This is a genomic window from Streptomyces sp. NPDC031064 (assembly GCF_055570965.1).
The window spans coordinates 232,053-258,423 of the sequence record NZ_JBVIGF010000007.1 but is presented as its reverse complement, the minus strand read 5'-3'; the positions used below and the strand labels follow the sequence as shown (position 1 = coordinate 258,423).

25 protein-coding genes are annotated in these 26,371 nt (G+C 73.5%); 19 read left to right on the top strand and 6 right to left on the bottom strand.

The features are described 5' to 3' along the window. Positions 1-43: 43 nt before the first annotated feature. Together ACZ46W_RS25540 and ACZ46W_RS25535 are read left to right on the top strand one after the other, a co-directional pair. Positions 44-628 (top strand): helix-turn-helix domain-containing protein, encoded by a 585-nt coding sequence (locus tag ACZ46W_RS25540; protein WP_468341746.1) that lies wholly within the window; start codon positions 44-46, stop codon positions 626-628. Continuing rightward, entirely contained in the window at positions 628-1,353 is a 726-nt protein-coding gene (locus ACZ46W_RS25535) for a helical backbone metal receptor (protein ID WP_468341743.1), read from the top strand. Before ACZ46W_RS25540 ends, ACZ46W_RS25535 begins: the two co-directional genes overlap by 1 nt. On the opposite strand, the gene ACZ46W_RS25530 is transcribed toward ACZ46W_RS25535, so the two are convergent. Continuing rightward, positions 1,271-2,386: a TDT family transporter gene (locus tag ACZ46W_RS25530; protein WP_468341740.1), complete on the bottom strand. Its 1,116-nt coding sequence runs from the start codon at positions 2,384-2,386 to the stop codon at positions 1,271-1,273. The genes ACZ46W_RS25535 and ACZ46W_RS25530 overlap by 83 nt on opposite strands. 70 nt (positions 2,387-2,456) lie before the next feature. On the opposite strand from ACZ46W_RS25530, the gene ACZ46W_RS25525 reads away from it, so the two are divergent. After that, on the top strand, positions 2,457-3,356 hold the full coding sequence (locus ACZ46W_RS25525) for a LysR family transcriptional regulator (RefSeq protein WP_468341737.1): 900 nt from the start codon (positions 2,457-2,459) through the stop codon (positions 3,354-3,356). Between the two features lie 63 nt (positions 3,357-3,419). Here ACZ46W_RS25525 and ACZ46W_RS25520 read toward each other — a convergent pair whose 3' ends face one another. The 3 genes from ACZ46W_RS25520 to ACZ46W_RS25510 form a co-directional block, all read right to left on the bottom strand. Then, complete coding sequence (locus ACZ46W_RS25520) at positions 3,420-4,097, bottom strand: gamma-glutamyl-gamma-aminobutyrate hydrolase family protein (RefSeq protein ID WP_468341734.1); 678 nt, start codon at positions 4,095-4,097, stop codon at positions 3,420-3,422. A 13-nt stretch (positions 4,098-4,110) separates the two neighbouring features. Next, positions 4,111-5,565, bottom strand: coding sequence for an ethanolamine permease (gene eat / locus ACZ46W_RS25515; protein ID WP_468341730.1), 1,455 nt, complete (start codon positions 5,563-5,565; stop codon positions 4,111-4,113). 122 nt (positions 5,566-5,687) lie between these two features. Next, positions 5,688-6,434 carry a FadR/GntR family transcriptional regulator gene (locus tag ACZ46W_RS25510; RefSeq protein ID WP_468341728.1) on the bottom strand — a complete coding sequence of 249 codons (747 nt, stop codon included), beginning with the start codon at positions 6,432-6,434 and terminating at the stop codon, positions 5,688-5,690. A 78-nt stretch (positions 6,435-6,512) separates the two neighbouring features. On the opposite strand from ACZ46W_RS25510, the gene ACZ46W_RS25505 reads away from it, so the two are divergent. The 5 genes from ACZ46W_RS25505 (at position 6,513) to ACZ46W_RS25485 (ending at position 12,275) form a co-directional block, all read left to right on the top strand. Beyond that, positions 6,513-7,877 (top strand): glutamine synthetase family protein, encoded by a 1,365-nt coding sequence (locus ACZ46W_RS25505; RefSeq protein WP_468341725.1) that lies wholly within the window; start codon positions 6,513-6,515, stop codon positions 7,875-7,877. A 10-nt stretch (positions 7,878-7,887) separates the two neighbouring features. Continuing rightward, positions 7,888-9,252 (top strand): aldehyde dehydrogenase family protein, encoded by a 1,365-nt coding sequence (locus ACZ46W_RS25500; RefSeq protein WP_468341722.1) that lies wholly within the window; start codon positions 7,888-7,890, stop codon positions 9,250-9,252. Positions 9,253-9,258: 6 nt separating this feature from the next. Next, positions 9,259-10,041 (top strand): 3-oxoacyl-ACP reductase, encoded by a 783-nt coding sequence (locus tag ACZ46W_RS25495; protein ID WP_468341719.1) that lies wholly within the window; start codon positions 9,259-9,261, stop codon positions 10,039-10,041. An 86-nt stretch (positions 10,042-10,127) separates the two neighbouring features. Continuing rightward, on the top strand, positions 10,128-11,399 hold the full coding sequence (locus tag ACZ46W_RS25490) for an HAD family hydrolase (RefSeq protein WP_468341716.1): 1,272 nt from the start codon (positions 10,128-10,130) through the stop codon (positions 11,397-11,399). A gap of 9 nt (positions 11,400-11,408) precedes the next feature. Beyond that, on the top strand, positions 11,409-12,275 hold the full coding sequence (locus tag ACZ46W_RS25485; protein ID WP_468341713.1) for a DUF2510 domain-containing protein: 867 nt from the start codon (positions 11,409-11,411) through the stop codon (positions 12,273-12,275). An 18-nt stretch (positions 12,276-12,293) separates the two neighbouring features. Here ACZ46W_RS25485 and ACZ46W_RS25480 read toward each other — a convergent pair whose 3' ends face one another. Further along, positions 12,294-13,496 carry an amino acid deaminase/aldolase gene (locus ACZ46W_RS25480; protein WP_468341710.1) on the bottom strand — a complete coding sequence of 401 codons (1,203 nt, stop codon included), beginning with the start codon at positions 13,494-13,496 and terminating at the stop codon, positions 12,294-12,296. Positions 13,497-14,097: 601 nt separating this feature from the next. On the opposite strand from ACZ46W_RS25480, the gene ACZ46W_RS25475 reads away from it, so the two are divergent. From ACZ46W_RS25475 to ACZ46W_RS25465, 3 genes are read left to right on the top strand one after another with little or no spacing between them, the layout of a single operon-like run. Then, complete coding sequence (locus tag ACZ46W_RS25475; protein ID WP_468342344.1) at positions 14,098-14,964, top strand: hypothetical protein; 867 nt, start codon at positions 14,098-14,100, stop codon at positions 14,962-14,964. Continuing rightward, positions 14,961-16,127, top strand: a complete 1,167-nt coding sequence (gene mycP, locus ACZ46W_RS25470) for a type VII secretion-associated serine protease mycosin (RefSeq protein ID WP_468341707.1) — start codon at positions 14,961-14,963, stop codon at positions 16,125-16,127. Before ACZ46W_RS25475 ends, mycP begins: the two co-directional genes overlap by 4 nt. Before the next feature lie 22 nt (positions 16,128-16,149). Then, on the top strand, positions 16,150-16,884 hold the full coding sequence (locus ACZ46W_RS25465; RefSeq protein ID WP_468341704.1) for an SseB family protein: 735 nt from the start codon (positions 16,150-16,152) through the stop codon (positions 16,882-16,884). Between the two features lie 81 nt (positions 16,885-16,965). Here the strand turns inward: ACZ46W_RS25465 and ACZ46W_RS25460 are convergent, their stop codons facing one another. Continuing rightward, positions 16,966-17,340 carry a DUF1844 domain-containing protein gene (locus ACZ46W_RS25460; RefSeq protein ID WP_366130633.1) on the bottom strand — a complete coding sequence of 125 codons (375 nt, stop codon included), beginning with the start codon at positions 17,338-17,340 and terminating at the stop codon, positions 16,966-16,968. A 289-nt stretch (positions 17,341-17,629) separates the two neighbouring features. On the opposite strand from ACZ46W_RS25460, the gene infC reads away from it, so the two are divergent. From infC to ACZ46W_RS25420, 8 genes are all read left to right on the top strand, one after another. Further along, positions 17,630-18,319: a translation initiation factor IF-3 gene (gene infC, locus ACZ46W_RS25455; protein ID WP_366130634.1), complete on the top strand. Its 690-nt coding sequence runs from the start codon at positions 17,630-17,632 to the stop codon at positions 18,317-18,319. A gap of 101 nt (positions 18,320-18,420) precedes the next feature. Beyond that, positions 18,421-18,615, top strand: coding sequence for a 50S ribosomal protein L35 (rpmI, locus tag ACZ46W_RS25450; RefSeq protein WP_041128339.1), 195 nt, complete (start codon positions 18,421-18,423; stop codon positions 18,613-18,615). A 102-nt stretch (positions 18,616-18,717) separates the two neighbouring features. Beyond that, a complete protein-coding gene (gene rplT / locus ACZ46W_RS25445) occupies positions 18,718-19,104 on the top strand; it encodes a 50S ribosomal protein L20 (RefSeq protein ID WP_064068121.1) in 387 nt (128 codons plus the stop codon). A gap of 101 nt (positions 19,105-19,205) precedes the next feature. Further along, positions 19,206-20,060, top strand: coding sequence for a TrmH family RNA methyltransferase (locus ACZ46W_RS25440; protein ID WP_468342341.1), 855 nt, complete (start codon positions 19,206-19,208; stop codon positions 20,058-20,060). A gap of 54 nt (positions 20,061-20,114) precedes the next feature. Then, complete coding sequence (locus ACZ46W_RS25435) at positions 20,115-21,242, top strand: sensor histidine kinase (RefSeq protein ID WP_468341697.1); 1,128 nt, start codon at positions 20,115-20,117, stop codon at positions 21,240-21,242. Between the two features lie 138 nt (positions 21,243-21,380). Further along, a complete protein-coding gene (pheS, locus tag ACZ46W_RS25430) occupies positions 21,381-22,505 on the top strand; it encodes a phenylalanine--tRNA ligase subunit alpha (protein ID WP_366130636.1) in 1,125 nt (374 codons plus the stop codon). Continuing rightward, positions 22,505-25,033: a phenylalanine--tRNA ligase subunit beta gene (gene pheT / locus ACZ46W_RS25425; RefSeq protein WP_468341694.1), complete on the top strand. Its 2,529-nt coding sequence runs from the start codon at positions 22,505-22,507 to the stop codon at positions 25,031-25,033. Before pheS ends, pheT begins: the two co-directional genes overlap by 1 nt. A gap of 150 nt (positions 25,034-25,183) precedes the next feature. Further along, complete coding sequence (locus ACZ46W_RS25420; RefSeq protein ID WP_468341692.1) at positions 25,184-26,281, top strand: PP2C family protein-serine/threonine phosphatase; 1,098 nt, start codon at positions 25,184-25,186, stop codon at positions 26,279-26,281. Positions 26,282-26,371 lie beyond the last annotated feature (90 nt).

Here is a 26,371-nt window from a genome sequence, read left to right as displayed (position 1 = left end):
CCGCCGCTGCGTAAGGTGGTCGCAGAGGGAGGGAGCCGAGGAGATGGACGACAAGGAAACGCTTCGGGTGGGCGTGGCCGTCCGCAGGAGGCGAAGAGCCATGGCGCTCACCCTCGCCGCGGTCGCCGAGCGCAGTGGGCTGTCCGTGCCCTTCCTGAGCCAGATCGAGAACGAGCGCGCGCGGCCCAGCGAGCGCTCGCTCCAGCAGATCGCCGACGCCCTGGAGACCACCACGGTGGCGCTGCTGGACGCCGCCGACCCGGCGCGCACGGTCGACGTCGTACGCGCCGCCGACGACCCCGGCCGGCCCGGCGCGCGGGCCCTGGTGCGCGGCGAGCACCAGATGCACGCCGAGGAGTTCACCGGCGAGCACGACGCGGGCCGGGAACTGGTGCTGCGCAACGACGCCATGCTGTACGTCGCCGACGGCGCCGCCCAGGTGGAGGCCGAGGGCCGGGCGTACCGGCTGGAGCGCGGCGACACCCTGTACCTCTCCGGCGGCGTCCGCCACCGCTGGCGGGCCGGCGACCCACGCACGCGTGTCCTCGTCGTCTCGGTCGCCGACCACATCGAGACGATGACCCCGGCCGCGCCGACGGCACCGCCCACCACGCCCCCGGCGACGTGATGCGGGTCGTCTCCCTCGTCCCCTCCCTCACCGAGGCCGTCGCTGTCACGGCCCCCGGCCTGCTGGTCGGTGCCACGAACTGGTGCACCCACCCCGCCGGGCTCGATGTCACCCGTATCGGCGGAACCAAGAACCCGGACGTCGCCGCGATCGTGGCCCTCCGACCCGACCTGGTGGTCGCCAACGAGGAGGAGAACCGGGCCCCCGACCTCGCCGCGCTGCGCGCCGCCGGGCTGGACGTCCTGGTCACCGAGGTCCGTGACCTGGACCGGGCGTTCACCGAACTGGACCGGGTGCTGCGCGCCTGCGGGGTGCGGACCCGGCCGCGCTGGCTGGACGCGGCGGAGGCGGCCTGGGCGGCGGTGACACCGGACCCGTACCGCCGTGCGATCGTGCCCATCTGGCGCCGCCCCTGGATGGTGCTGGGCCGCGACACCTTCGCGGGCGACCTGCTGGACCGCCTCGGCGTCGGCAACATGTACGGCGAGCACGCCGAGCGCTACCCGCGCGTCCCGCTCGACGAGCTGCGCGCCTCCGGGGCCGACCTCGTCGTCCTGCCGGACGAGCCGTACCGCTTCACCGCCGACGACGGGCCCGAGGCGTTCGGCGGGCTGCCCGCCGCGCTCGTCGACGGGCGGTACCTCACCTGGTACGGGCCGTCGCTCGCCGGGGCACCGGAGGCGCTGCGAGCAGCGCTCCGCCGGCCAGTCCCCGGGCCGTCCTGACGGCGGCCGTCAGCCACGCCGCCACCAGCAGGGCGTACAGCCCCACCGCCAGCCACCGCAGCGCCGCCAGCCCGGTGTGCTGGGCCAGCCCCGCCGCGCCCGTGACGCACGTCCCCACCGGGAAGGTGAACGCCCACCACGTCATGGCGAACCCCATGCCCCGGCGCCGGGCCCGCAGCACCATCGCACCGGCCAGCGCCAGCCACATCAGGGCGAAACCCATCACGGGCACCCCGTACAGGACCGCGATCTCTCCCGCGTACGGCACGCCCGGCGCCGCGTCGGCGAACTTGGTGGCGGCCGTCGTGGACTGGCCCAGCGGCCCCAGCACCAGGAACAGCGTCGGCGTCAGGGCGAGCGGCAGCGGCCCGCCGGTCAGCAGCCGGCCGAAGACCAGCGGCAGCATCACCAGCGTCGCGAGCAGGCTCAGCCCGAACATCCCGTAGCAGGCGATCAGCAGCGTCCGCTGCCACTGGCCCGGCGGGAGATGCGGTACGAGCAGGGGGCCGAGCGCGGCGGACACCATGGGCGACACGACGGGCAGCAGCCACACCGGCGAGGCCGACTCGGCCCGGTGGTGCACCACCATCAGGTACGGGATCGTCACCGCGACGGTCAGGCCGATCGCCGTCCCCGCCACGAACAGCGCCGCGTCGAGGGCGACCGCCGCGTCCGCCCCGATCCAGTCCACGCCGACGACGAGGGCGCCGCCGCCGACCGAGACCAGGGCCATGGCCAGGCACCCGTAGAACGGGGCAATGGCCGGGTCCAGGAGGTGGGCCCGGGCCTGGTCCCTATGGTGCGTCCAGTGCAGTGCGCGCGCCACGAGCAGGGTGAGCAGCATCAGCAGGGACAGCGCCCACACGGCCGCGCAGGCGGTGCGGAGGCCCGGTACCCGGAGGGGCAGCGTGGCGCCCGCGTTGGCGACGATCGCGGTGCCCATCACCGTCGCGTACCAGTTGGGTCCGAGGTGTCGGACGGCCGTGGTGCGGGATACGCGGGGGAGTGGTGGGTGCTGCGCCAGAATTGCCATGGAAACACCCTGACCTGCGGTGATGCCCCCCACCAGAGATCGCTTCCCTATGACGTCATAAACTTAATTTATGAGCGTCTCGCATCGCGTGCCCGATCTCGGGGCCCTGGAACTGCTTCTGGCCGTGGCCCGGCACGGCAGCCTGGGCCGGGCCGCGCGCGAGGTCGGGATCACCCAGCCGGCCGCCAGCAGCCGCATCCGCTCCATGGAGCGGCAGTTGGGCGTCGCCCTGGTGGACCGCTCCCCGCGGGGGTCCCGCCTCACCGACGCGGGGGCGCTGGTCACGGACTGGGCGCGGCGCGTCGTCGAGGCCGCCGAGGCGTTCGACGCGGGCGCCCAGGCGCTGCGCGACCGGCGCGACTCGCGACTGCGGGTCGCCGCGTCGATGACGATCGCCGAGTACCTGCTGCCCGGCTGGCTCATCGCCCTGCGCGCCGAGCGCCCCGACACGGCGGTCTCGCTCCAGGCGGGCAACTCGACCGCCGTCGCGGCCAGCCTGCTCGCCGGGGAGGCGGACCTCGGGTACGTCGAGGGCCTCACCGTCCCGGAGGGCCTGGACGCGGTGGTCGTCGCCCACGACAGGCTGGTGGTGGTCGCCGCGCCGTCCCACCGCTGGGCCCGCCGCCGCGCCCCGCTGACCCCCGCCGAACTGGCCGCCACCCCGCTCGTGCTGCGCGAGTACGGCTCGGGCACCCGCCAGGTCCTGGACGCGGCACTGGCCGAGCACGGCGGCCTCGCCGACCCCCTGCTGGAGCTCGCCTCCACGACGGCCGTGAAGGCGGCCGCGGTCACCGGAGCGGGCCCGGCGGTGCTCAGCGAACTCGCGGTCACCGAGGAACTCGCCTCCCGCCGCCTCGTCGAAGTCCCCGTCGAAGGCGTCCACCTCCACCGCGCCCTCCGCGCGGTCTGGCCCACGGGCCCCCTCCCCACCGGCCCGGCCCGCGACCTGCTGTCCCTGGCGCGGGGGTAGGGGGACGTATCCCCGGCGCGGGATCGAGCCGGCCGTATCCCCGCGGGGCGGCGCCCGACGGGCTCATCCGGAAGCGGCGACCAGTCCCTCCATCACGCGGAGGTCCTTGCCCATCTCCGGGTGCCACTGGACGCCCAGGGCCCAGCGCACGCCCCCCAGTTCGACCGCCTCCACGGTGCCGTCCTCGGCGTGCGCGCACGGCATCAGGCCGTCGCCGAGCCGGTCCACGGCCTGGTGGTGGTACGTCGGGACCGTCGTCGTCTCGCCGACGAGCGAGGCGTACCGGGTGCCCGGGACCGGCTTGACGGTGTGGGCGCCGAAGACGCCGACGCCGCCGGTGTGGCCGTCCAGGTGCTGGAGCAGGGTGCCGCCGAGGGCCACGTTCAGCAGTTGCATGCCGCGGCAGATGCCGAGCAGGGGCGTGCTGGTGGCCAGGGCCGCCTGGATCAGGGCGAGCTCCCAGGCGTCCCGCTCGGCCGCCTCCGGGCCCGTGCGCGGGTCGCGGTCGGCTCCGTACCGGGAGGGGTCGACGTCCGCGCCGCCCGCGACGACGAGGCCGTCGAGGCGGGCGACCACGTCGGCGGCGAGGGACGGCGCGTCCGGCGGGAGCATCGCGGCGATGCCGCCCGCCGCCTGGACCAGGCGGGGGTACGCCTCCGGGAGCAGGGCGGCGGGCAGCTCCCACACGCCCCACTTCGCGGGGTCCAGGTAGGTCGTGACGCCGATCAGCGGCTTGGGCACGTTCGGGTTCCTCTCAGGTGCGGTCGAGGGTGCGGTCGAGCTCGGCCTCGGCCGCGGCCAGCGCCGCGAACTCCTCCTCGGGCGCGCTCGCGACGAGACGGTGACGACTGTAGAAGGCGAAGTAGGCGAGGGCGACGACGTAGACGCCCAGCGCGATGAACGCCGCGTCCTTGTCCACCAGGAACGTCGCCACCAGCGCGGCCAGCGCCAGCACGAAGGCGACGGAGGACGTCACGATCCCGCCGGGCGTGCGGTACGGGCGCGGGAGGTCCGGCTCGCGGCGCCGCAGCACGATGTGGGACAGCGCCATCAGGGCGTATGAGATGGTGGCGCCGAACACCGCGATGTTCAGCATCCGCGCGCCGTTCCCGGTCCCGGCCGCCAGCGCGAAGCCGAGCGCGCCGGGGATCAGCAGGCCCAGGTACGGGGACTTGCGGCGGCTGGTCAGGGACAGGAAGCGGGGCAGGTACCCCGCCCGGGACAGGGCGAACAACTGGCGGGAGCCCGCGTAGATGAGGGAGAAGAAGGAGGCCACCAGGCCCGCGAGCCCCGCGTAGTTGACGAACCGGCTCAGCGCGGTCGGGTCGCCGTCCCCCTGGAGGGCCACCACCAGCGGGTTGCCCGCGTCCTGGATGGCGGCCGAGCCGCGCACGCCCGTCGAGGCGAAGAACGTCAGCACGGCGAGCAGCACCAGGATCAGCATCGACAGCGACAGCGCCCGCGGCATGGACCGCACCGGGTCCTTCGCCTCCTCGGCGGCGAGCGGCACGCCCTCCACGCCCAGGAAGAACCACATCCCGAACGGGACCGCCGCCCAGATGCCGAGCAGACCGTACGGCAGCCAGGAGTTCGCGCCGAACGCCGCCGGATCGGCCGGGATGTCGTTGAGCCCGTCGGCGTTGAACTCCGTGAACGCGCCCACCACGAAGATGAGCAGGGCCGCCACCGCGATGGCCGTCACGATCAGGCTGAAGCGCAGCGCCTCGCCGACGCCCCACAGGTGGATGCCGATGAAGATGACGAAACACGCCAGGTAGACCGGCCAGCTCGACTCCAGGCCGAACAGGCCGAGGGATTCGACGTAGTCGCCGATGAAGATGGAGATGGCGGCCGGGGCGAGGATGTACTCGATGAGGATCGCCGTCCCCGTGAGGAACCCGCCCCAGGTGCCGAGCGCCCGGCGCGCGAAGCCGTAACCACCGCCCGCCGCGGGCAGGATGGCGGACAGCTCGGCGAGCGCGTAGACGAGACAGGCGTACATCACGCCCATCAGGACGGTGGCGATGGCCAGCCCGCCGAAACCGCCCTCTTGGAGGCCCATGTTCCAGCCGGCGTAGTCGCCGGAGACGACGTACCCGACACCGAGCCCGGTGAGCAGCAGCCAGCCGGCGCTGCCCTGCCGCAGGGCCCGGCGCTTCAGATAGTCGTCGGCGGCGGCCGGTGTGTCCTTGGTTTCTTCCAGCGTCATGGCAGCGTGCTCCCGCGTCAGTGGTCGGGATTCAATGGAGTGGTGCCATACCTTTGCGGTGCTCCCGCCGGAACGCAAGACCCGTGCGTTACTTTCGGGTTACGCCGCCCGGTCCGGCGCGGCTACGTCAGGAACCCGCGCAGCAGCGCCGCCGTCCCCGCGCAGTGCTCCCGCATCACCTCGCGCGCCGCGTCCGCGTCCCCGTCCAGGACGGCCTCCACCAGCGCGGTGTGCTGGTGCTGCGAGTGCTCCAGGTTGCGCACGAGCAGGGGGATGCAGTCGAGCAGGTCGTTCACCGACGCCCGTACCGCCGCGTACTGCGCCGTGAGCGTGGGCGAGCCGGACAGTTCGGCCAGCGTCAGGTGCAGCAGCGTGTCCTGGCGGCGGTAGTCGTCCAGCGGCGCGTCGTGCGTCGCCCGCAGCGCCGTACGCAACCGCTCGGCGCCCTCGTCCGTCAGCCCGTGCGCCGCGCACAGCCCCGCCGCGCCCACCTCCAGCACCTCGCGGAAGCGCAGCGTGTCCTCGACGTCCACCGACGCGATCCGGCGCCGCAGCTCCTCCTCCCCGGAGTCGCCGGCCGCGCGGTCCCGGTGCAGCACGAACGTTCCGCCGTACCGGCCGCGCCGGCTCTCGACCAGGCCCTGCTCCTGGAGCACCTTGAGCACCTCGCGCAGCGTCACCCGGCTGATCCCCATCCGGTCCGCCAGCTCCCGCTCCGCGGGCAGCCGCTCGCCGCCCGGCACCAGGCCGAGCCGTACGACCTGGAGGATCTGCTCCAGCGCCTCCTCGAAGCCGTTGCCCGCCCGCACCGGCCGCAGCACGGGCGCCAGCCGGTCCTCGGACTCACGTCCCGAGCTCTTCTTCGCCACCTCGCGGTTTCCCCTTCCCAAGCAATGGTCTTCCGCAATACCTTATGGCTCCCGGCTGACCGAAGGAGGAGTAATCCCGTGGCAGACCGCAAACCCCCGCTCGGTGTCGAGGAGCTGCGTGCCCTCGTCGCGAGCGGTGAGATCGACACAGTGGTCCTGGCCTTCCCCGATATGCAAGGGCGGCTCCAGGGCAAGCGGTTCGCCGCACCGTTCTTCCTCGACGACGTGCTGGAGCACGGCACCGAGGGCTGCAACTACCTGCTCGCCGTGGACGTGGAGCTCAACACCGTCGACGGCTACGACATGTCCTCCTGGGCCAAGGGCTACGGCGACTTCGCCATGCGCCCGGACCTGTCCACCCTGCGCCGCGTGCCCTGGAACGAGGGCACGGCCATGCTGGTGGCCGACCTCACCTGGAACGACGGCTCACCCGTCGTCGCCGCGCCCCGCCAGATCCTGCGCCGCCAGTTGGAACGGCTCGCCGAGCACGGCTACACCGCCCACGTCGGCACCGAGCTCGAATTCATCGTCTTCAAGGACACCTACGAGCAGGCCTGGAACGCCGACTACCGCGACCTCACCCCGGCGAACCAGTACAACATCGACTATTCGATCCTCGGCACCGGCCGCATCGAACCCCTCCTGCGCCGCATCCGCAACGAGATGGCAGGCGCCGGACTGACCGTCGAGTCCGCCAAGGGCGAGTGCAACCCCGGCCAGCACGAGATCGCGTTCAAGTACGACGAGGCCCTCGTCACCTGCGACCAGCACGCCATCTACAAGACCGGCGCCAAGGAGATCGCCTCCCAGGAGGGCGTCTCGCTCACCTTCATGGCGAAGTACAACGAGCGCGAGGGCAACTCCTGTCACATCCACCTGTCGTTGCAGGACGCCGACGGCCGCAACGTCATGGCGGGTGACGGCCCCGGCGGGATGTCCCCGGTCATGCGGCACTTCCTCGCCGGACAGCTCGCCGCGCTCCGCGACTTCTCCCTCCTCTACGCGCCCAACATCAACTCCTACAAGCGCTTCCAGCCCGGCTCCTTCGCACCCACCGCCGTCGCCTGGGGCCACGACAACCGCACCTGCTCCCTCCGCGTGGTCGGCCACGGCCGCTCCATGCGCTTCGAGAACCGCCTCCCCGGCGGCGACGTCAACCCGCACCTCGCCGTCGCGGGACTGGTCGCGGCCGGCCTGTACGGCATCGAGCAGGAGCTGGAACTGCCCGAGCCGTGCGACGGCAACGCGTACACCGCCGACTACGCCCACGTACCCACCACGCTGCGCGAGGCCGCCGAGCTGTGGGAGAACAGCCCCATCGCCAAGGCCGCCTTCGGCGACGAGGTCGTCGCCCACTACCGCAACATGGCGCGCGTCGAGCTCGAAGCGTTCGACGCCGCGGTGACCGACTGGGAGCTGCGCCGCTCCTTCGAACGCATGTGAGGCCCCTGCCTTGACCACCGAGCACCTCGTACTCAACCCCGCCACCGAAGAGGTCGTCGCGACCGTCCCGGCCACCACCGCCGCCGGCGTCGACGCCGCCGTCACCCGCGCCGCCAAGGCCCAGCGCGACTGGGCGGCCGCCGCGCCCGCCGACCGCGCCCGCCTGCTGCGCCGCTTCGCCGCCGTCGTCGACGAGCACGTCGAGGAACTGGCCCGGCTGGAGGTCCGCGAGGCCGGCCACACCCTCGGCAACGCCCGCTGGGAAGCCGGCAACGTCCGCGACCTGCTCGACTACGCGGCCGGGGGAGTCGAACGCCTGAGCGGCCGCCAGATCCCCGTCCCCGGCGGCCTCGACGTCACGATCCTCGAACCCCTCGGCGTCATCGGCGTGATCGCCCCCTGGAACTTCCCCATGCCCATCGCCGCCTGGGGCACCGCCCCCGCCCTCGCGGCCGGCAACGCCGTCCTCCTCAAACCCGCCGAGACCACCCCCCTCACCGCCCTCCGGCTCGCCGAACTCGCCCTGGAGGCCGGGCTCCCCGAACACCTCTTCCAGGTGCTCCCCGGAGCGGGTGACGTCGCCGGGAACGCCCTCGTCGAACACCCCGGCGTCGCGAAGATCGTCTTCACCGGCTCCACCCGCGTCGGCAAGGGCATCATGGCCAAGTGCGCCGACCGCGTGAAGCGCGTCACCCTCGAACTCGGCGGCAAGAGCCCCAACATCGTCTTCGCCGACACCGACATCGAGGCCGCGGCCGCCGCCGCCCCCATGTCCTTCCTCGACAACTCCGGCCAGGACTGCTGCGCCCGCACCCGCATCCTCGTCCAGCGCGGCGCCTACGACCGCTTCCTCGAACTCCTCACCCCCGCCATCGAGGAGATCGTCGTCGGCGACCCGTCCGACGAGAAGACCCAGATGGGTCCGCTGATCTCCCGCGTCCAGCTCGAACGCGTCCGCTCGTACGTCCCCGATGACGCCGCCGCCATCCGGGGCAAGGCCCCCGAGGGCCCCGGCTTCTGGTTCCCGCCCACCGTCCTCACCGGCCTCGCGCCCGACGCGCCCGCCGCCGTCGAGGAGGTCTTCGGCCCCGTCGCCGTCGTCCTGCCCTTCGACGACGAGGACGACGCGGTGCGGCTGGCCAACGCCACCGAGTACGGCCTGTCCGGCTCCATCTGGACCCGCGACGTCGGCCGCGCCCTCCGCGTCTCCGGCGCCGTCCGGGCCGGCAACCTCTCCGTCAACTCCCACTCCAGCGTCCGCTACTGGACCCCGTTCGGCGGCTACAAGCAGTCCGGCCTCGGCCGCGAACTCGGCCCCGACGCCCTCACCGCCTTCACCGAAACCAAGAACGTCTTCATCAGCACGGAGGCCTGAACCACCATGACCGAAACCCCTGTGTGCCGTCGCCTCACCGGCCGTACCGCCGTCATCACCGGCGCCGGCAGCGGCATCGGCCTCGCCACCGCCCGCCGCCTCGCCTCCGAGGGCGCGAACGTGGTGTGCGGCGACATCGACGAGAAGGCCGGCAAGGCGGCGGCCGACGAGGTCGGCGGCACGTTCGTCCGCGTCGACGTCACCGACGCCGACGAGGTCGAGGCGCTCTTCAAGACCGCGTACGACACCTACGGCAGCGTCGACATCGCCTTCAACAACGCGGGCATCTCCCCGCCCGACGACGACTCCATCCTCACCACCGGCCTGGAGGCCTGGAAGCGGGTCCAGGAGGTCAACCTCACCTCCGTCTACCTCTGCTGCAAGGCCGCCATCCCCTACATGCAGCGCCAGGGCCGGGGCTCCATCATCAACACGGCCTCCTTCGTGGCCATCATGGGCGCCGCCACCAGCCAGATCTCGTACACCGCCTCCAAGGGCGGCGTCCTCGCCATGTCCCGCGAGCTGGGCGTGCAGTTCGCCCGCGAGGGCATCCGCGTCAACGCCCTGTGCCCCGGACCGGTGAACACCCCGCTCCTCCAGGAGCTGTTCGCCAAGGACCCCGAGCGGGCCGCCCGCCGCCTCGTCCACATCCCGGCCGGCCGGTTCGCCGAGGCCGAGGAGATCGCGGCCGCCGTCGCCTTCCTGGCCAGCGACGACTCGTCGTTCATCAACGCCACCGACTTCCTCGTCGACGGCGGCATCTCCGGCGCGTACGTCACCCCGCTGTAGCCCCGGCGGTTCACCTGCCTTCCACCATCCCGACAGCCGGGCGTCGCACGACGCCCGGCTGTCCCGCGTAGACCAGGAGCGTGTACGTGACAGACATACGCCGCTGGGCCGCCGCCGTGGCCGCCCTCACCCTCACGGTCACCGGCCTCACCGCCGCCTCGGCGACGGCCCGTGCGCAGGGGCCGCAGTGCCCGGGCCTCACCGTCGCCGACGGCTGGTACGGCGACAACAAGGCCCGGCTCCAGCAGATGATCGACCGCCACGGCCACTGCGGGGACAACCGCACGGGCGGGCACAAGCCCGTCGCCGTCTTCGACTGGGACAACACCGTCATCAAGAACGACGTCGGCGACGCCACCATGTTCTGGCTGCTCCGCAACAGCCGCATCCGCCCGCCGCAGGGCGGCGACTGGCACACCACCAGCCGCTACCTCACCGACGCGGCCGCCGCCTCCCTCGCCGCCGCCTGCCCCACCGGCGTACGCACCCTCCCCACCGCCACCGACACCGACTGCGCCGACGAGATCCAGAGCGTGTACGCGGACGGGGAGACCACCCACGGCGACCCCGCCTTCGCCGGGTTCGACCACCGGCGCATGGAGCCGCAGTACGCCTGGCTCGCCCAGCTCCTGCGCGGCTGGACCACCCGCCAGGTCGAGTCCTTCGCGGCCGCCGCCCGCGCCGAGAACCTCGCCGCGCCGATCGGCGCCGAACAGCGCGTCGGCAGCGGCACGGCCACCGGCTGGGTCCGCTACTACGACCAGCAGCGCGACCTCGTCCGCACACTCCAGAAGGCCGGGTTCGACGTGTGGATCACCTCCGCCTCGCCCGAACCCGTCGTCGACGTCTGGGCGAAGGGCGTCGGCATCAAGCCGTCCCACGCCATCGGCATCCGCAACGTGACCGAAGCCGGCCGCCTCACCGGCCGGCTCCAGGGCTGCGGCACCGTCCGCGACGGCGACGACTCGATGATCACGTACATCGACGGCAAGCGCTGCTGGATCAACCAGGAGATCTTCGGCGTACGCGGCCCCGCCGCCGAACAGGTCCAGCCCGCCCACCGCAGGCAGGTGTTCGCCGCCGGCGACTCCGACACCGACGTCTCCTTCCTGCGCGACGCCACCGCCCTGCGCCTGGTCCTCAACCGCAACAAGGACGAGGTGATGTGCCGGGCGTACGACAACGACGACGGCCGGTGGATCGTCAACCCCATGTTCATCCAGCCCAAGCCGCGCAAAGCCACCCCGTACCCGTGCGCCACGTCCGGCTACACCACCGCCGACGGCTCCCCGGGCCCCGTGCGCAGGGCCGACGGCAGCGTCGTACCGGACCAGCGGGACACCGTGCACGCCCCCTAGAGTGACCGCATGAGCATGACGCCTCCCGGCTGGTACCCCGATCCGGGCAACCCCGCCGTCGAACACTGGTGGGACGGCACCGCCTGGACCGGGCACACCCGGCCCACCGGCTCCCCGCCCCCGGGGAGGCGGACCGGCCGCCTGGTCGCCCTCGCCGCGGCGGGCGTCGCGGTGGTGGCGGCGGTCGCCGCGGGGGCGGTCGTCCTCGCTTCCGGCGAGGAGCCGGCCGTGGAGGCCAAGAACAGTCCCGCGCCGCCGCCGGTGAGCTCCACGTCCGCGCCGGCGTCCTCGTCCCCGTCCGCCCCGGCCGACACCACCGTCGTCACCGACCAGCTCAACGGCATCACCCTGCCCATCCTCGACGGCTGGGAGAAGCCCGAGCACACCACGGACGACCTGCCGACCGTGTCGACGGTCGCCGACGACCCGTGCCCCGCCGCCGCCAGCCGCACCTGCAAGCGCGGCTCGGTCTTCTCGTTCACCGCCACGGCCACCGGGAGCGACGACCCGCGCGCCATCGCCCGGGAGGACATCAAGGAGGCCGCCGACCGGGCCTTCGAGGAGGACACCCTCGGCGTACGTCCCCACGGCGGCATCCGCTCCCACCAGGTGCTCGCCGAGCGGCCCGCCGTCGTCGCCGGACGCACCGGCTACCTGGTCCGCTGGCGGGTCACCACCAACCAGGGCCCCGGCGGCTACGTCCAGTCCCTCGTCTTCCCGTCGTCGCTCGGCAGCGAGTCGCCGGTCGTCGTGCGGTTCGTCTTCTCCGCCGGACCGGACGCCCCGCCACCGGCCGTCATGGACGAGATCATGAAGGGCATCCGCCCGATCGGCAGCTCGGCCGGCGGGGGAGTCGGCAGCACCATCGGGCCGTGACGTCCAGCCCTCCAGGTCCTACAGGAACGTGCGGCCCTCGCCCCGGTACGTCGGTACGGTCGCCGTGACCCGGTCGCCCTCGATCAGGTGCAGCGCGTCGAACCGCTCGCACAGCTCGCCCGCCTTCGCGTGCCGGAACCACACCTTGTCGCCGATCAGCAGGTCGTCGGCGGGGGAGCCCAGCAGCGGCGTCTGCACCTCGCCCGCACCCTCCTGCGGGTCGTAGCGCAGCCCCTCCGGGAGGTACGGCACCGGCAGCCGGTCACAGCCGGCCGCACCCGAGGCGGGGTAGCCACCGCCCAGCACGGTCACCACGCCCACGCCCGGCCGGCGCACCACGGGCTGCGCGAACAGCGCCGCCGGACGGCCCGTGAACGACGTGTAGTTGTCGAACAGCCGGGGCACGTACAGCCCCGAACCGGCCGCGATCTCGGTCACCGCGTCCTCGGCGGCCGTGTGCTGCACGCTGCCCGTCCCGCCCCCGTTCACGAACTCCAGGTCCGGCGCCACCGCCCGTACCGCCGCCACCACGGCCGCCCGCCGCGCCGCCAGCTCCCTGCGGGCCGCGGCCTGCATCAGCCGCACCGCATGGGAGCGCACCGGCCGGCCCGCGATCGCGTCACCGACCCCGGCGACATGCCCCTCGTACGCCATCAGCCCCACCAGCCGGAACCCCGGCCGGCGCGCCACCGACCGCGCCACCTCCGCCACCTGCGCCGGCGTGCGCAGCGGCGAACGCCGTGCCCCGATCCGTACCCGGCCGCCCAGCAGGTGCAGCGACGTGTCCAGCTCCAGACAGACCCGGACCTCCTCCGCGCCGCAGTCCCGGGCCCGGTCGATCAGGTCCAACTGCGCCGGATCGTCCACCATCACGGTCACCGCGCCGGCGAGCTTCGCGTCCCGCGCGAGCTCCGAGAAACCGGCCCGGTCGGCCGACGGGTACGCCAGCAGTACGTCGCCGAACCCGGCGCGCGCCAGCCACAGCGACTCGTCCAGCGTGAACGACATGATCCCCGCGAACCCGTCCCGTGCCAGCACCCGCTCCAGCAGTGCCCGGCAGCGCACGGACTTGCTCGCCACCCGTATCGGCTTCCCGCCGGCCCGGCGGACCAGATCGTCGGCGTTCGCGTCGAACGCCTCCAGGTCGACGACGGCGACAGGCGCGTCGAGATGGGCGGTGGCCCGGTCGTACCGGGCTCGGTCAGCGGCACGCGGAGTCATGGCCAGAGCCTGCCAGACCTGCCTACCTGGGGGTAGGGGGATGTTCCGGTCAGATCCGCCCCGACCTGCGGCCTCGTTCCCGTGCAGGCGGCCGCAGCCCGTAGAGTTACCCGCACGCGCTGACGAACGGGCCTGCCCCGCAAGGCGATCCGGACGACACCGAGGGGGGCGGATGAGCACCGAGGCACGACACCCCGCGCGTACCTCGATACCGCCCACCACGCCTCCCCACCGCGACCCCGAGCCGCCCACGCCCACACGGCCCGCCCCGCCGGTCGCCGCACCCCAAGCCACGCCGCCCGCACCGCCGGTCGCCGCACCGAGCCCGGCGCCCACCGCACCGCCCGCGCCCGCGCGGCCCGCGTCGCCCACGCCCGCACCGGGCGCGCCGGGCACGCCCGCGCCTGCCGCGTCGCCCACCGCTGCCCCGCCCGCGCCCACCACCGCACCGCCGGTGCCCACCGCGGCCCCCGGCACGCCCGCGCCGCCCCCGGCGCCCACCACCGCGCCCCCGGCGCCCACCGCACCGCCGGTCGCCGCACCGAGCGCACCCCCATCCGCCCCCTCCTCCACCCGGCGGCGGCCGGTCGGGGCCGTCGATATGACTCCCCGTCCGGGGGGCGCCGCGCCGCAGGGGCCCCGGGCGCACTGGGTACCGCCCGAGACGCCCGTGGAGACCACCACGCGGCTGCGGCCGGTTCGCAGCAGGCACCCCCTTCGCGCGGCCGCCGCCGTGGCGTGCCTCGTGCTCGGGCTCGGGCTCACCGGCGGGGCCGCCGCCGGGGCGTGGCTGGTGGGCGACTCGGCCGCGCAGACGTCCGACGGGGACCGGTTCGCCGAGGCCCGCGGCCTCTGGCACACCGTGCCCGTCGACACGCTCTTCCCCCGCACCCTCCACGGCGAGGGGGCCGGACCCGGCGGCGCGGACCGGACGTGGACGCGCGTCGCCGTCGCGCCCGACGGGCCGTGCGCCGGGGCGTTCGACCCGCTGCTGCTGCGGACCCTGCGTCCGGTGGGCTGTGAGCGCGTGCTGCGCGCCACGTACACCGACGCCACCTCCACCAGCGTCACCACCGTCGGCATGGTGTTCACCGACGCCGACCGCCCCGGCATGACCGCGCTGCGCGACCGCTTCACCGACGAGAGCCTCGACGAACGCACCGACCTCCTGCCCCGCACCCTCGCCGGCCCCGGCACCGTGGCCGCGGGCTTCGGCGACGCGCAGCGCGCGAGCTGGCGGGTGAGCGTCCTCACCGACGTACCCGTCATCGTCTACGCGGTGTCCGGCTTCGCCGACGGCCGCACCGTGGAGGACCCCCAGCCCGCCGCCGAGGCGATGGCCGAGGGCCAGACCAGCACACCCGCCCAGGCGGGGCTGGGCCATGACGCCGACGGCATCGCCGACCGGATCGAGCGCGGCCTCCGTACGACGGCGACCACCGGAAAGGCCACCCAGAACCACCGATGACGTACCGACGCCGGACCGCGGCCGCCCTCGCCGCCCTCGCGTTCGCCGTGCTGCCCGCCACCCCGGCCCACGCCGACGCCATCCGCGCCCAGCAGTGGGGCCTCGAAGCCATGAACACGGCCGAGGCCTGGCGCACCACCAAGGGCGAGGGCATCACGGTCGCCGTCCTCGACACCGGTGTCGACGCCACCCACCCGGACCTGGTGGGCAACGTCCTGCCCGGTAAGGACCTGATCGGCTTCGGCGCCAAGCGGGGCGACCGCGCGTGGGCCCGCCACGGCACCGCCATGGCCGGCATCATCGCGGGTCACGGACACGGCTCCGGCCGCGAGGACGGCGTCCTCGGCATCGCGCCCGAGGCGAAGATCCTGCCCGTCCGCGTCATCCTCGAAGGCGGCGACCCGGCCCGCACCAAGGCCCGCAACACCCGGGGCACCGCCCTGGCGCAGGGCATCCGCTGGGCCGTCGACCAGGGCGCCGACGTCATCAACCTCTCCCTCGGCGACGACAGCGAGTCCGCGCACCCCGACGCCGGCGAGGACGCCGCCGTCCAGTACGCCCTCTCCAAGGGCGCCGTCGTCGTCGCCTCGGCCGGCAACGGCGGCGACAAGGGCGACCACATCTCGTACCCCGCCGCCTACCCCGGCGTCATCGCGGTCACCGCCGTCGACCGGTACGGCACCCACGCCGCGTTCTCCACCAGCCGCTGGTACGCCACCGTCAGCGCGCCCGGCGTCGACATCGTGATCCCCGACCCCGACCGCAAGTACTACCAGGGGTGGGGCACCAGCGCCGCGTCCGCGTTCGTCTCGGGCGCCGTCGCCCTGGTCAAGGCCGCCCACCCCGGCCTGACCCCGGCGCAGGTCAAGCGACTGCTCACCGACACCGCCCGCGACCGGCCCGAGGGCGGCCACGACATCGACAAGGGGTACGGGACGGTCGACCCGGCCGCCGCGATCAAGGCGGGCGGGCAACTGCGCCCGGCCGACCTCAAGGCCGCCTCCACCGGCTACGCCAAGCGGTACTTCGGCACGGGACCCACCGCCGAGCCCGAGGAGGACCGGGGCGTCGGCCTGCTCGCGCCCGTCACCGGCGGCATCGGCGTGCTCCTGCTGGCCGCCGCGCTCGTCCTGTGGCGCGGGGGCCGCGCCGCGGGGCGCTGAGCCGCGCGGTTAGGCTCGTCGCGTGGCGCTCAAGAACATCCCGGACCCCGGTTTCTCCGACGACGACGGCACCGCCGACCCCGAGCTCAGCGCGGCCCTCGCCGCCTGGGCCCAGGACCGGGCGGCCGAGCCCCGCGTCCTCGCGGCGCTCAGGGGCGCCCGGCTCCTCGTGCCCGTCGTCGCCGTCCTCGGCGAGGTCGAGGAGGACGCGGAGACCGGCCTGCGCCGCGAGAAGACCAGCGACATGGCCGTGCCGACGCTCACCGCCGGCGACCGCCGCGCGCTGCCCGCCTTCACGTCCACCGAGTCGCTCGCCCGCTGGGACCCGGCCGCCCGCCCCGTCGCCGTACCGCTGCACCAGGCGCTCCAGGCCGCCGCCCACGAGAAGGCGGACACGCTCGTGCTGGACCTCGCCGGACCCGTGCCGTACCAGGTGACCGGCCCCGCGCTGCTCGCCCTCGCCGAGGGCCGCACCTCCGCCGACCCGCTCGCCGACCCGGCCGTCACGGAGGCGGTACGCGCCGTGGTCGCCGCCGAGCCCGCGGTCCTCCGCGCCCACCTGGGCCCCGGCAGCGCCGACGGCACCCTCGCCCTGGTCCTCGCCCCCGACGCGCCCCCCGCCGAGGCGGCCGGGCGGGTCGCCCGCGCCCTGGCGGCCGACGACACACTGAGGGCCCGCCTGGTGCGCGGCCTGGACCTGGCACTCCTGCCGGCCACGGCCACCCCTCCGGGCGAGCCCTTCTACGTAAAGCCCTGAAACGGATCCCGACCCCGGGCCGTCACCCGGGGCGCCCCCGCGCCCCCATGCACGGCCCGCCCCGGCGCCCCGGGCCCGGCCTCAGCCGTACACCGCCCCCGTGTACTTCTCGCCCGGCCCCTGGCCCGGCTCGTCCGGGACGAGGGACGCCTCGCGGAAGGCGAGCTGGAGCGACTTGAGCCCGTCGCGCAGCGGTGCCGCGTGGAACGAGCTGATCTCCGTCGCGCCCGCGTCCAGCAGGCCCGCCAGGGCGTGGATCAGCTTGCGGGCCTCGTCGAGGTCCTTGTACTGGTCGCCCTCCTCGGTGAGGCCGAGCTTGACGGCGGCGGCGCTCATCAGGTTGACGGCGACCGTCACGATCACCTCGACCGCGGGGACCTCCGCGATGTCGCGGGTCATGGTCTCGAAATCGGTGTTCTGGGCGGCGGAGGCGTTGCTCGGCGTGGCGTCACTCATGCCCACACGATATGCGGCCCGCGCCCCGTTAGCCCCACCCACCAGGAGCTGCTAACCTGGTGTGACGACCGGCTGGACACGACTCGTGATCCGGCCCACAAGTGGAGGCTCCGATCTCCCACCTGGCCGTCCTCCGGGACGGCGGGTCACCGGTCAGGTGGCGCCCATCGTTCCGTACGGACGATGGAGCCGCCCGATGTGCGCCCCGCGGTACGCCGTGGCGGTGCTCCGGTAACACGAGGAGCCCCGCCTGTGTCCCGTCCGGGGCATTTTTCATGCACCGGCGCGGTTGGTCTTACTAAACAGACGTTACGCGTCCGTCCGCCAGGCGGTCGCGTGGTGCTACCGAGGAGGATCCATCAGCGCCGAGCCCCGCATCAACGACCGGATTCGCGTTCCCGAGGTGCGACTTGTCGGTCCCAGCGGCGAGCAGGTCGGGATTGTCCCGCTTGCCAAGGCCCTGGAGCTTGCGCAGGAGTACGACCTCGACCTCGTCGAGGTCGCGGCGAACGCCCGTCCGCCGGTCTGCAAGCTCATGGACTACGGGAAGTTCAAGTACGAGTCGGCCATGAAGGCCCGTGAGGCGCGCAAGAACCAGGCGCACACGGTCATCAAGGAGATGAAGCTCCGGCCGAAGATCGACCCGCACGACTATGACACCAAGAAGGGTCACGTCGTCCGGTTCCTCAAGCAGGGCGACAAGGTCAAGATCACGATCATGTTCCGTGGTCGCGAGCAGTCCCGGCCGGAGCTCGGCTACCGGCTGCTCCAGCGGCTCGCGGAGGACGTCCAGGACCTCGGTTTCGTGGAGTCGAACCCGAAGCAGGACGGCCGGAACATGATCATGGTTCTCGGACCGCACAAGAAGAAGACCGAGGCAATGGCCGAGGCCCGTGAGGCGCAGGCCGCCCGCAAGGCGGAGCGCCAGGGCCAGCCCGCCCAGGCGGAAACGCCCGCCGACGAGGCTGCCGAGGCCTGATTCCCGGGCACCCGCCCAGGATTCAACCGACACATCTGACGCTCCCGCGTGCCGGTCCCCGGACCGGCTGGGAGCGCCACTGACGAGGAGAGAACGGCGCTATGCCGAAGAACAAGACGCACTCCGGTGCCAAGAAGCGCTTCAAGGTCACCGGCTCCGGCAAGATCCTGCGCGAGCGCGCCGGCAAGCGCCACCTGCTCGAGCACAAGTCGTCCAAGCTGACGCGTCGCCTGACCGGCAACGCCGAGATGGCCCCGGGTGACAGCGCCAAGATCAAGAAGATGCTGGGCATCTGATTGACCTCCCGCCCTCGGCGACGAGGGCAGCCCGACACCGGGATCCATATCGTTTCCGGGCCGTGTGAGTCCACCCACGGCCCCGCTACAAGGAGTTAACAAGTGGCACGCGTCAAGCGGGCAGTCAACGCCCACAAGAAGCGCCGGGCGATCCTCGAGCAGGCCAGCGGCTACCGCGGTCAGCGTTCGCGCCTGTACCGCAAGGCCAAGGAGCAGGTCACCCACTCGCTGGTCTACAACTACAACGACCGCAAGAAGCGCAAGGGCGACTTCCGTCAGCTCTGGATCCAGCGCATCAACGCCGCTGCCCGCGCCAACGGCATGACGTACAACCGCCTCATCCAGGGTCTGAAGGCCGCCAACATCGAGGTGGACCGCAAGATCCTGGCCGAGCTCGCGGTCAACGACGCCAACGCGTTCGCCGCGCTCGTCGAGGTCGCCCAGAAGGCGCTCCCGAGCGACGTCAACGCCCCGAAGGCCGCTGCCTGATCCTCAGGCCGCAGTTCTTCCCTCCGGACCCGCAGGCCCCGAGCCTGCGGGTCCGGTCTGTTCAACCCCCCGTGCGTACGAAGAAGAGAGCCGCCGACCACATGGGCACCCCCGAGCTGATCTCCCCCCGTTCCCCCCGCGTCATCGCGGCCCGGCGGCTCGCCAAGCGCAATTTCCGGGGCAAGGAGCGCCGGTTCATCGCGGAGGGCCCCCAGGCCGTGCGCGAGGCCGTCGCGCACCGCAGCGGCGGGGAGCCCACCCTGGTGGAGTTGTTCACCACGGTCGAGGCCGCCGAGCGGTACGCCGACATCGTCGAGGCCGCCCGCGCCACCGGCGCCCGGGTCCACCACGCCTCCGACGCCGTGCTCGCCGACGTCTCCCAGACCGTCACCCCGCAGGGGCTGCTCGGGGTGTGCCGGTTCCTGGACTCCCCCTTCGAGGAGATCCTCCGCAGCCGCCCCAAGCTCGTCGCCGTCCTCGCCCACGTGCGCGACCCCGGCAACGCCGGGACCGTGCTGCGGTGCGCCGACGCGGCCGGCGCCGACGCGGTCGTCCTCACCGACGCCTCCGTGGACCTGTACAACCCCAAGGCCGTGCGCGCCTCCGTCGGCTCGGTCTTCCACCTGCCGGTCGCCGTCGGCGTGCCGGTCGAGCAGGCCGTCGCCGGGCTGAAGGGCGCGGGCGTGCGGATCCTGGCCGCCGACGGGGCGGGCGAGGACGACCTGGACGCCGAGCTGGACGCGGGCACCATGGGCGGGCCCACGGCGTGGATCTTCGGCAACGAGGCATGGGGCCTGCCCGAGGAGACCCGGGCCCTCGCCGACGCCGTGGTGCGCGTCCCGATCCACGGCAAGGCCGAGAGCCTGAACCTGGCGACCGCCGCGGCCGTATGCCTCTACGGCTCCGCGCGTGCGCAGCGCGCTGCCGGAGGGTGCCGCTCCGTCACCTCCAGCTAGTAGGGTGGCGGGCTCGGGGGCCCACTGCGTGACACGGAGGGGTGGGAGACGGGGATGACGGTCGGCACCAGCAGGCCCGCGGTACGGGAGGGCGCCTTAGTGGGCGTGGGCGCTCCCGCCGGTCCCGGCGTGCCCGGGATCGACCCGGACGACCTTCCCGATGGGCTCGTCGTCGCCGACGAGAACGGCCGGGTGGTGTGCTTCAACGCCGCGGCCGTGCGCCTCACCGCCGTATCGCGCGCCGAGGCGCTGGGACGGCCCCTGGAGCAGGCGCTGCCGCTGGAGGACCTCAAGGGCAGGCGCTGGTGGGCGCTCACCGACCCGTACGGCGGCCTGGCGATCCGCGCCGGGCAGCCCGAGCGCAACCTGCTGCTGCCGGGCAACCGCGAGGTCCTCGTCGCCGCCCGCTACGTGCGCGACGAGCCCCTCGGCCCCGTGCGCAAGGTCGTCGTCACGCTGCGCGGCACCGAGGCACGGCGCCGCACCGAGCGCAGCCACGCCGAGCTGATCGCGACCGTCGCCCACGAACTGCGCTCGCCGCTCACCTCCGTCAAGGGCTTCACGGCGACTCTGCTCGCCAAGTGGGAGCGGTTCACCGACGACCAGAAGCGGCTGATGCTGGAGACCGTCGACGCCGACGCCAACCGGGTGACCCGGCTGATCGCCGAGCTCCTCGACATCTCCCGAATAGACTCCGGCCGCCTCGAAGTGCGCCGCCAGCCGGTCGACATCGCCGCCGCCGTCGGCCGCCACATCCAGGCGCACACCGCCCGCGGCCAGTCCCCGGACCGCTTCTTCGTCCGGGTGCGCCGCCCGCTGCCCGATCTGTGGGCAGACCCGGACAAGATCGACCAGGTCCTCGGCAACCTGCTCGAAAATGCGGTGCGCCACGGTGAGGGAACCGTCACCATCGACGTGGCACCCACCGGCCCGCACGACGACGAGAAGGGAACGGCCGTCACCGTGAGCGACGAAGGCCCCGGCATCCCCGAGGAGTCGATGGGCCGTGTCTTCACCCGCTTCTGGCGGGGGAGCAAGCGCGGCGGGACCGGCCTCGGCCTGTACATCGTCAAGGGCATCGTCGAGGCCCACGGCGGCACGATCGCCGTCGGCCGGGGACCCGCCGGTGGCGCCCAGTTCCGATTTACGTTGCCCGTGGGCGCCCCCTCGTACCTCACGTAACAGAGGGTCCAGGACGTCCACGGGCTGATCCGCGGCTCATCCGCCTGCCCACACCCCGTTAGACTCGTCCTTTGGCACCTTTGCGTCCTCGGTCGTCGAGCGGGGGCCCCAGCCAGCCCATCGGAAGTACGGGAAGAGATGTCGGCACCGAACAAGTCGTACGACCCAGTCGAGGTCGAGGCACTGAAACCGGAAGAGATCGAGCGCATGCGGGACGAGGCGCTCGCCGCCTTCGCCGCCGCCGGTGACCTCGACGCCCTCCACGAGGCCAAGGTCGCGCAGACCGGCCCCACCTCGCCGCTCGCGCTCGCCAACCGGGAGATCGGCGCCCTGCCGCCGCACGCCAAGGCCGAGGCCGGCAAGCGTGTGGGCCAGGCCCGGGGTGCCGTGAACAAGGCCCTGGCCGCCCGCCAGGCCGAGCTGGAGGCGGAGCGCGACGCGCGCGTGCTGGTCGAGGAGGCGGTGGACGTCACCCTGCCCTACGACCGCACCCCGGCCGGCGCCCGCCACCCGCTGACCACGCTCATGGAGCGCATCGAGGACATCTTCGTCGGCATGGGCTACGAGGTGGCCGAGGGCCCCGAGGTCGAGTCCGAGTGGCTCAACTTCGACGCCCTCAACATCGCCGTCGACCACCCGGCGCGCGGCGAGCAGGACACCTTCTTCGTCGCCGACGCCGAGGGCAAGTCCGGCTCCGGTGTCGTGCTGCGCACGCACACCTCGCCCGTCCAGGTCCGCTCCATGCTGGACCGCGAGCCCCCGGTCTATGTGATCTGCCCCGGCCGGGTGTACCGCACGGACGAGCTGGACGCCACGCACACCCCGGTCTTCCACCAGGTCGAGCTGCTCGCCGTGGACGAGGGCCTCACCATGGCCGACCTCAAGGGCACGCTGGACCACATGGTCCAGGCGCTGTTCGGCGGTGAGGGGATGAAGACCCGGCTGCGGCCGAACTTCTTCCCGTTCACCGAGCCGTCCGCCGAGATGGACATGGTCTGCTACGTGTGCCGCGGCGAGTCCGTCGGCAACCCGGACCGCCCCTGCCGCACCTGCTCCAGCGAGGGCTGGATCGAGCTCGGCGGCTGCGGCATGGTCAACCCCAAGGTGCTGACCGCCTGCGGTGTGGACCCCGAGAAGTACAGCGGATTCGCCTTCGGGTTCGGCATCGAGCGGATGCTGATGTTCCGCCACAACGTGGAAGACATGCGAGACATGGTCGAGGGTGACGTCCGGTTCACCCGGCCGTTCGGGATGGAGATCTGATGCGGGTCCCGCTTTCCTGGCTGCGGGAGTACGTCGACCTGCCGGCGACGGCGACCGGCCGTGACGTACAGACCAAGCTCATCGCGGCCGGTCTCGAGGTCGAGACCGTCGAGCAGCTCGGCGCCGGCCTCAAGGGCCCGCTGGTCGTCGGCCAGGTCCTCACCATCGAGGAGCTGACCGAGTTCAAGAAGCCCATCCGGTTCTGCACGGTCAACGTCGGCGACGCCAACGGCACCGGCGAGCCGCAGGAGATCATCTGCGGCGCCCGGAACTTCGCCGAGGGCGACAAGGTCGTCGTGGCCCTGCCCGGCGCCGTGCTGCCCGGCGACTTCCAGATCGCCGAGCGCAAGACGTACGGCCGGATGTCCCGCGGCATGATCTGCTCCACCGACGAGCTCGGCATGGGCGACGACGGTACGCACGGCATCATCGTGCTGCCGCCCGAGATCGAGATCGGCACCGACGCCACCGAGCTGCTGGAGCTGTACGACGAGGTTCTCGACATCGCCGTGACCCCGGACCGGGGCTACTGCCTGTCGATGCGCGGTGTCGCCCGCGAGGCCGCGACCGCCTACGGTCTGCCGCTGCGCGACCCGGCGCTGCTCGACGTGCCCGCGCCCAACTCCTACGGCTACCCGGTGAAGGTCGCCGACCCGATCGGCTGCGACCGCTTCACCGCGCGCACGGTCGTCGGGCTCGACCCCGAGGCCCGCTCCCCGATCTGGCTGCGCCGCCGCCTCCAGAAGGCGGGCATGCGCCCGATCTCCCTCGCCGTCGACATCACCAACTACGTGATGCTGGAGCTCGGCCAGCCGCTGCACGCCTACGACCGCACCCGTGTACAGGGCGCGATCGGCGTGCGCCGCGCCGAGCAGGGCGAGAAGATCACCACCCTGGACGGCGTCAAGCGCGTCCTCGACGCCGGGGACCTGGTGATCACGGACGACCGCGGGCCGATCGGCCTCGCGGGCGTGATGGGCGGCGCCAACACCGAGATCGCCGACTCCGTCACCGACCCCGAGACGGGCGAGGTGCGCGGGACGACCGAGGTGGTCATCGAGGCCGCGCACTTCGACGCGGTCTCCATCGCCCGCACGGCGCGCCGCCACAAGCTGTCCTCCGAGGCGTCCCGGCGCTTCGAGCGCGGCGTCGACCCGCAGGCCGCGGCGGCCGCCGCGCAGCGCACGGTCGACCTGCTGGTCCTCCTCGCGGGCGGCACCGCCGAGGCGGGGGTCACCGAGATCATCGCCCCGTCCGCGCCGCGCACGGTCACCATGAGCGCCGACCACCCCGACCGGGTCGCCGGTGTCGCCTACGGCCGCGAGACCGTCGTACGCCGCCTCCAGGAGGTCGGCTGCGACGTCTACGGGCAGGACGAGCTCACCGTCACCGTGCCGTCGTGGCGCCCCGACCTCGCCCACCCGAACGACCTCGCCGAAGAGGTCATCCGGCTGGAGGGGTACGAGAACCTCCCCTCCACCCTGCCGCAGCCGCCGTCCGGCCGCGGCCTGACCGCCCGGCAGCGGCTGCACCGCCGCGTCGGCCGGGTGCTCGCGGGCGCCGGGTACGTCGAGGCGCCGAACTACCCGTTCGTCGCCGAGCAGGTCTTCGACCAGCTCGGACTGGCCGAGGACGACCCGAACCGCGAGGTCGTCAAGCTCGTCAACCCGCTCTCCGACGAAGAGCCCGCGATGCGGACCACGCTGCTGCCGGGCCTGCTCGGCGCGCTGCGCCGCAACGACGGGCGCGGCAGCCACGACCTGGCGCTCTTCGAGACCGGGCTGGTCTTCCACCCGGCCGGTGAGGCCGGGGCCGCCGTGGTGCTGCCGGTCGACCGCCGCCCCACGGACGAGGAGATCGCGCGGCTCAACGCGCCGCTGCCCGCGCAGCCGCGGCACGTCGCCGTCGTCCTCGCCGGGGCGCGCGAGCAGGCCGGCTGGTGGGGCAAGGGCCGCCCGTCCGAGTGGGCCGACGCCATCGAGGCCGCCCGGTCCGTCGCCCGCGAGGCCGGCGCCGAGCTGATCGTCCGCCAGGGCCAGTACGGGCCGTGGCACCCCGGCCGCTGCGCCCAACTGGCCGTTGTCGTGGACGGCGAGGAGCAGGTCGTCGGGTACGCCGGTGAGCTGCACCCGCGCGTGGTCAAGGCGCTGCACCTGCCCGCCCGCACGTGCGCGATGGAGCTGAACCTCGACACCGTCGAGCGGGCTTCGGCGGGTGCCCTGCGCGCGCCGCGGATCTCGACGTTCCCGGTCGCCACGCAGGACGTCGCCCTGGTCGTCGGCAAGGACGTGCCGGCCGCCGAGGTCGAGGCCGCTCTGCGCGAGGGCGCGGGCGAACTGCTGGAGTCCATCCGGCTGTTCGACGTCTTCACCGGCGAGCAGATCGGCGAGGGCGGGAAGTCGCTCGCGTACGCGCTGCGGTTCCGCGCGGGCGACCGCACGCTGACCGTCGAGGAGGCCTCGGCCGCCCGTGACGCCGCCGTGGCGCTCGCCGCCGAGCGGACGGGCGCGGTGCTGCGCGGCGCCTGACGCTCACCGCTCGATGAGGGGCATGCCGGGATTTTCCCCGCATGCCCCTCACTCGTTCGAGTGGGAAGTCTGGTGCATTTTCCCCCGACACCTGGACGATCGACAGAATCGTCCCGACCGCGAGGAGGGGCCTGGAGAAGGGCGGTCCGCATGCCGCGTACGCATCCCCGGCTTCGTACGCATCACTGGCTTCGTCACCTGGCCCCGGCCGCCCCACTCGCACTTCCCGCCCTGTGGGGTGCCGTCGCCGTCCTGTGGAAGCTCACCTGCCCGATCGCCCAGCAGGAGGACACGGCCACCCGGATCGCCACCAGCGCCGTCTTCTTCACCGTCGGCACCGGACTGGTCCTCGGCATCCGGTCCGGGCTGGTCAGGGAGCTGAAGCAGGTCCGTGAGGTCGCCCAGGCCGCCCAGCGGGTGCTGCTGCGCCCGCTCCCGCCCCGGCTCGAGGGGCTGTCCGTCGCGGCCGGCCAGCTCTCCGTCTCGCGGGGCGCGGCCGTGGGCGGTGACCTGTACGAGGCGGTCGCCACCCCGCACGGTGTGCGGGTCGTCATCGGTGACGTACGCGGTCACGGGCTGGCCCCGCTCGGGGCGGTCGCCGCCGTGCTGGGCAGCTTCCGGGAGGCCGCGCACGACGAGCCCGAACTCGGGGGCGTCCTGCGGCGGCTGGACCGGGCGCTCGGGCGGCACCTGCGCGAGCGGGCGCGCGAGGAGCACCCGGCGTCGGGCGGGTGGGACCCGGCGGGCCCGTCAGCGGAGGAGTTCGTCACCGTACTGCTGCTGGAGATCCGCCGGGACGGTGCCGTACTGGCGCTCAACTGCGGGCACCCATGGCCCTACCGGCTGGGCGGGCGGTGCGCCGAACCGGTCGCGGCGGGGGACCCGTTGCCGCCGCTCGGTGCCTTTCCGCTGCCGGACGAGCTGCCCGTGCACCGGTGCGCGCGGCTCCTGCCCGGCGAGGCGCTGTTCCTGCACACGGATGGCGCCGAGGACGCCCGGGACGCCTCCGGCCGGTTCTTCCGGCTCCAGGACGCGCTCGACGAGGCGCTGCGCGATGCGCCGGTGCCCCCGGCGGCCCTGATCCACCGGGTGCACGCGGCGCTGCTTCGCCACACCGGCGGGCGGCTCACCGACGACGTGGCCCTGCTGGTCGTGCGCAACGACCGTCGCGACGACCGCTCCCGGGTGCCGGCGCAGTCCGCGGACCCGGGTCTGCGCCGTACCCGGCCTGCACCCTCCAATCGATAGCGGCTGTACGGACATGGACGGTGCGGCCGGCGCCGCCCGCCCTGCCGCGGAGTGTCGGGCAGATCCGGCAGGACGGAACGGCGCTTCAGC

What these genes read in the sequence shown, in the direction of transcription:
- ACZ46W_RS25525 (WP_468341737.1), top strand. Translation starts at nt 2,457, where the DNA reads ATGAGCGTCTCGCATCGCGTGCCCGATCTCGGGGCCCTGGAACTGCTT.
- ACZ46W_RS25530 (WP_468341740.1), bottom strand. Translation starts at nt 2,386, where the DNA reads ATGGCAATTCTGGCGCAGCACCCACCACTCCCCCGCGTATCCCGCACC.
- ACZ46W_RS25485 (WP_468341713.1), top strand. Translation starts at nt 11,409, where the DNA reads ATGAGCATGACGCCTCCCGGCTGGTACCCCGATCCGGGCAACCCCGCC.
- rpmI (WP_041128339.1), top strand. Translation starts at nt 18,421, where the DNA reads ATGCCGAAGAACAAGACGCACTCCGGTGCCAAGAAGCGCTTCAAGGTC.
- ACZ46W_RS25420 (WP_468341692.1), top strand. Translation starts at nt 25,184, where the DNA reads ATGCCGCGTACGCATCCCCGGCTTCGTACGCATCACTGGCTTCGTCAC.
- ACZ46W_RS25475 (WP_468342344.1), top strand. Translation starts at nt 14,098, where the DNA reads ATGACTCCCCGTCCGGGGGGCGCCGCGCCGCAGGGGCCCCGGGCGCAC.
- ACZ46W_RS25480 (WP_468341710.1), bottom strand. Translation starts at nt 13,496, where the DNA reads ATGACTCCGCGTGCCGCTGACCGAGCCCGGTACGACCGGGCCACCGCC.
- ACZ46W_RS25540 (WP_468341746.1), top strand. Translation starts at nt 44, where the DNA reads ATGGACGACAAGGAAACGCTTCGGGTGGGCGTGGCCGTCCGCAGGAGG.
- ACZ46W_RS25460 (WP_366130633.1), bottom strand. Translation starts at nt 17,340, where the DNA reads ATGAGTGACGCCACGCCGAGCAACGCCTCCGCCGCCCAGAACACCGAT.
- eat (WP_468341730.1), bottom strand. Translation starts at nt 5,565, where the DNA reads ATGACGCTGGAAGAAACCAAGGACACACCGGCCGCCGCCGACGACTAT.
- ACZ46W_RS25440 (WP_468342341.1), top strand. Translation starts at nt 19,206, where the DNA reads ATGGGCACCCCCGAGCTGATCTCCCCCCGTTCCCCCCGCGTCATCGCG.
- ACZ46W_RS25435 (WP_468341697.1), top strand. Translation starts at nt 20,115, where the DNA reads ATGACGGTCGGCACCAGCAGGCCCGCGGTACGGGAGGGCGCCTTAGTG.
- mycP (WP_468341707.1), top strand. Translation starts at nt 14,961, where the DNA reads ATGACGTACCGACGCCGGACCGCGGCCGCCCTCGCCGCCCTCGCGTTC.
- pheS (WP_366130636.1), top strand. Translation starts at nt 21,381, where the DNA reads ATGTCGGCACCGAACAAGTCGTACGACCCAGTCGAGGTCGAGGCACTG.
- ACZ46W_RS25535 (WP_468341743.1), top strand. Translation starts at nt 628, where the DNA reads ATGCGGGTCGTCTCCCTCGTCCCCTCCCTCACCGAGGCCGTCGCTGTC.
- ACZ46W_RS25495 (WP_468341719.1), top strand. Translation starts at nt 9,259, where the DNA reads ATGACCGAAACCCCTGTGTGCCGTCGCCTCACCGGCCGTACCGCCGTC.
- pheT (WP_468341694.1), top strand. Translation starts at nt 22,505, where the DNA reads ATGCGGGTCCCGCTTTCCTGGCTGCGGGAGTACGTCGACCTGCCGGCG.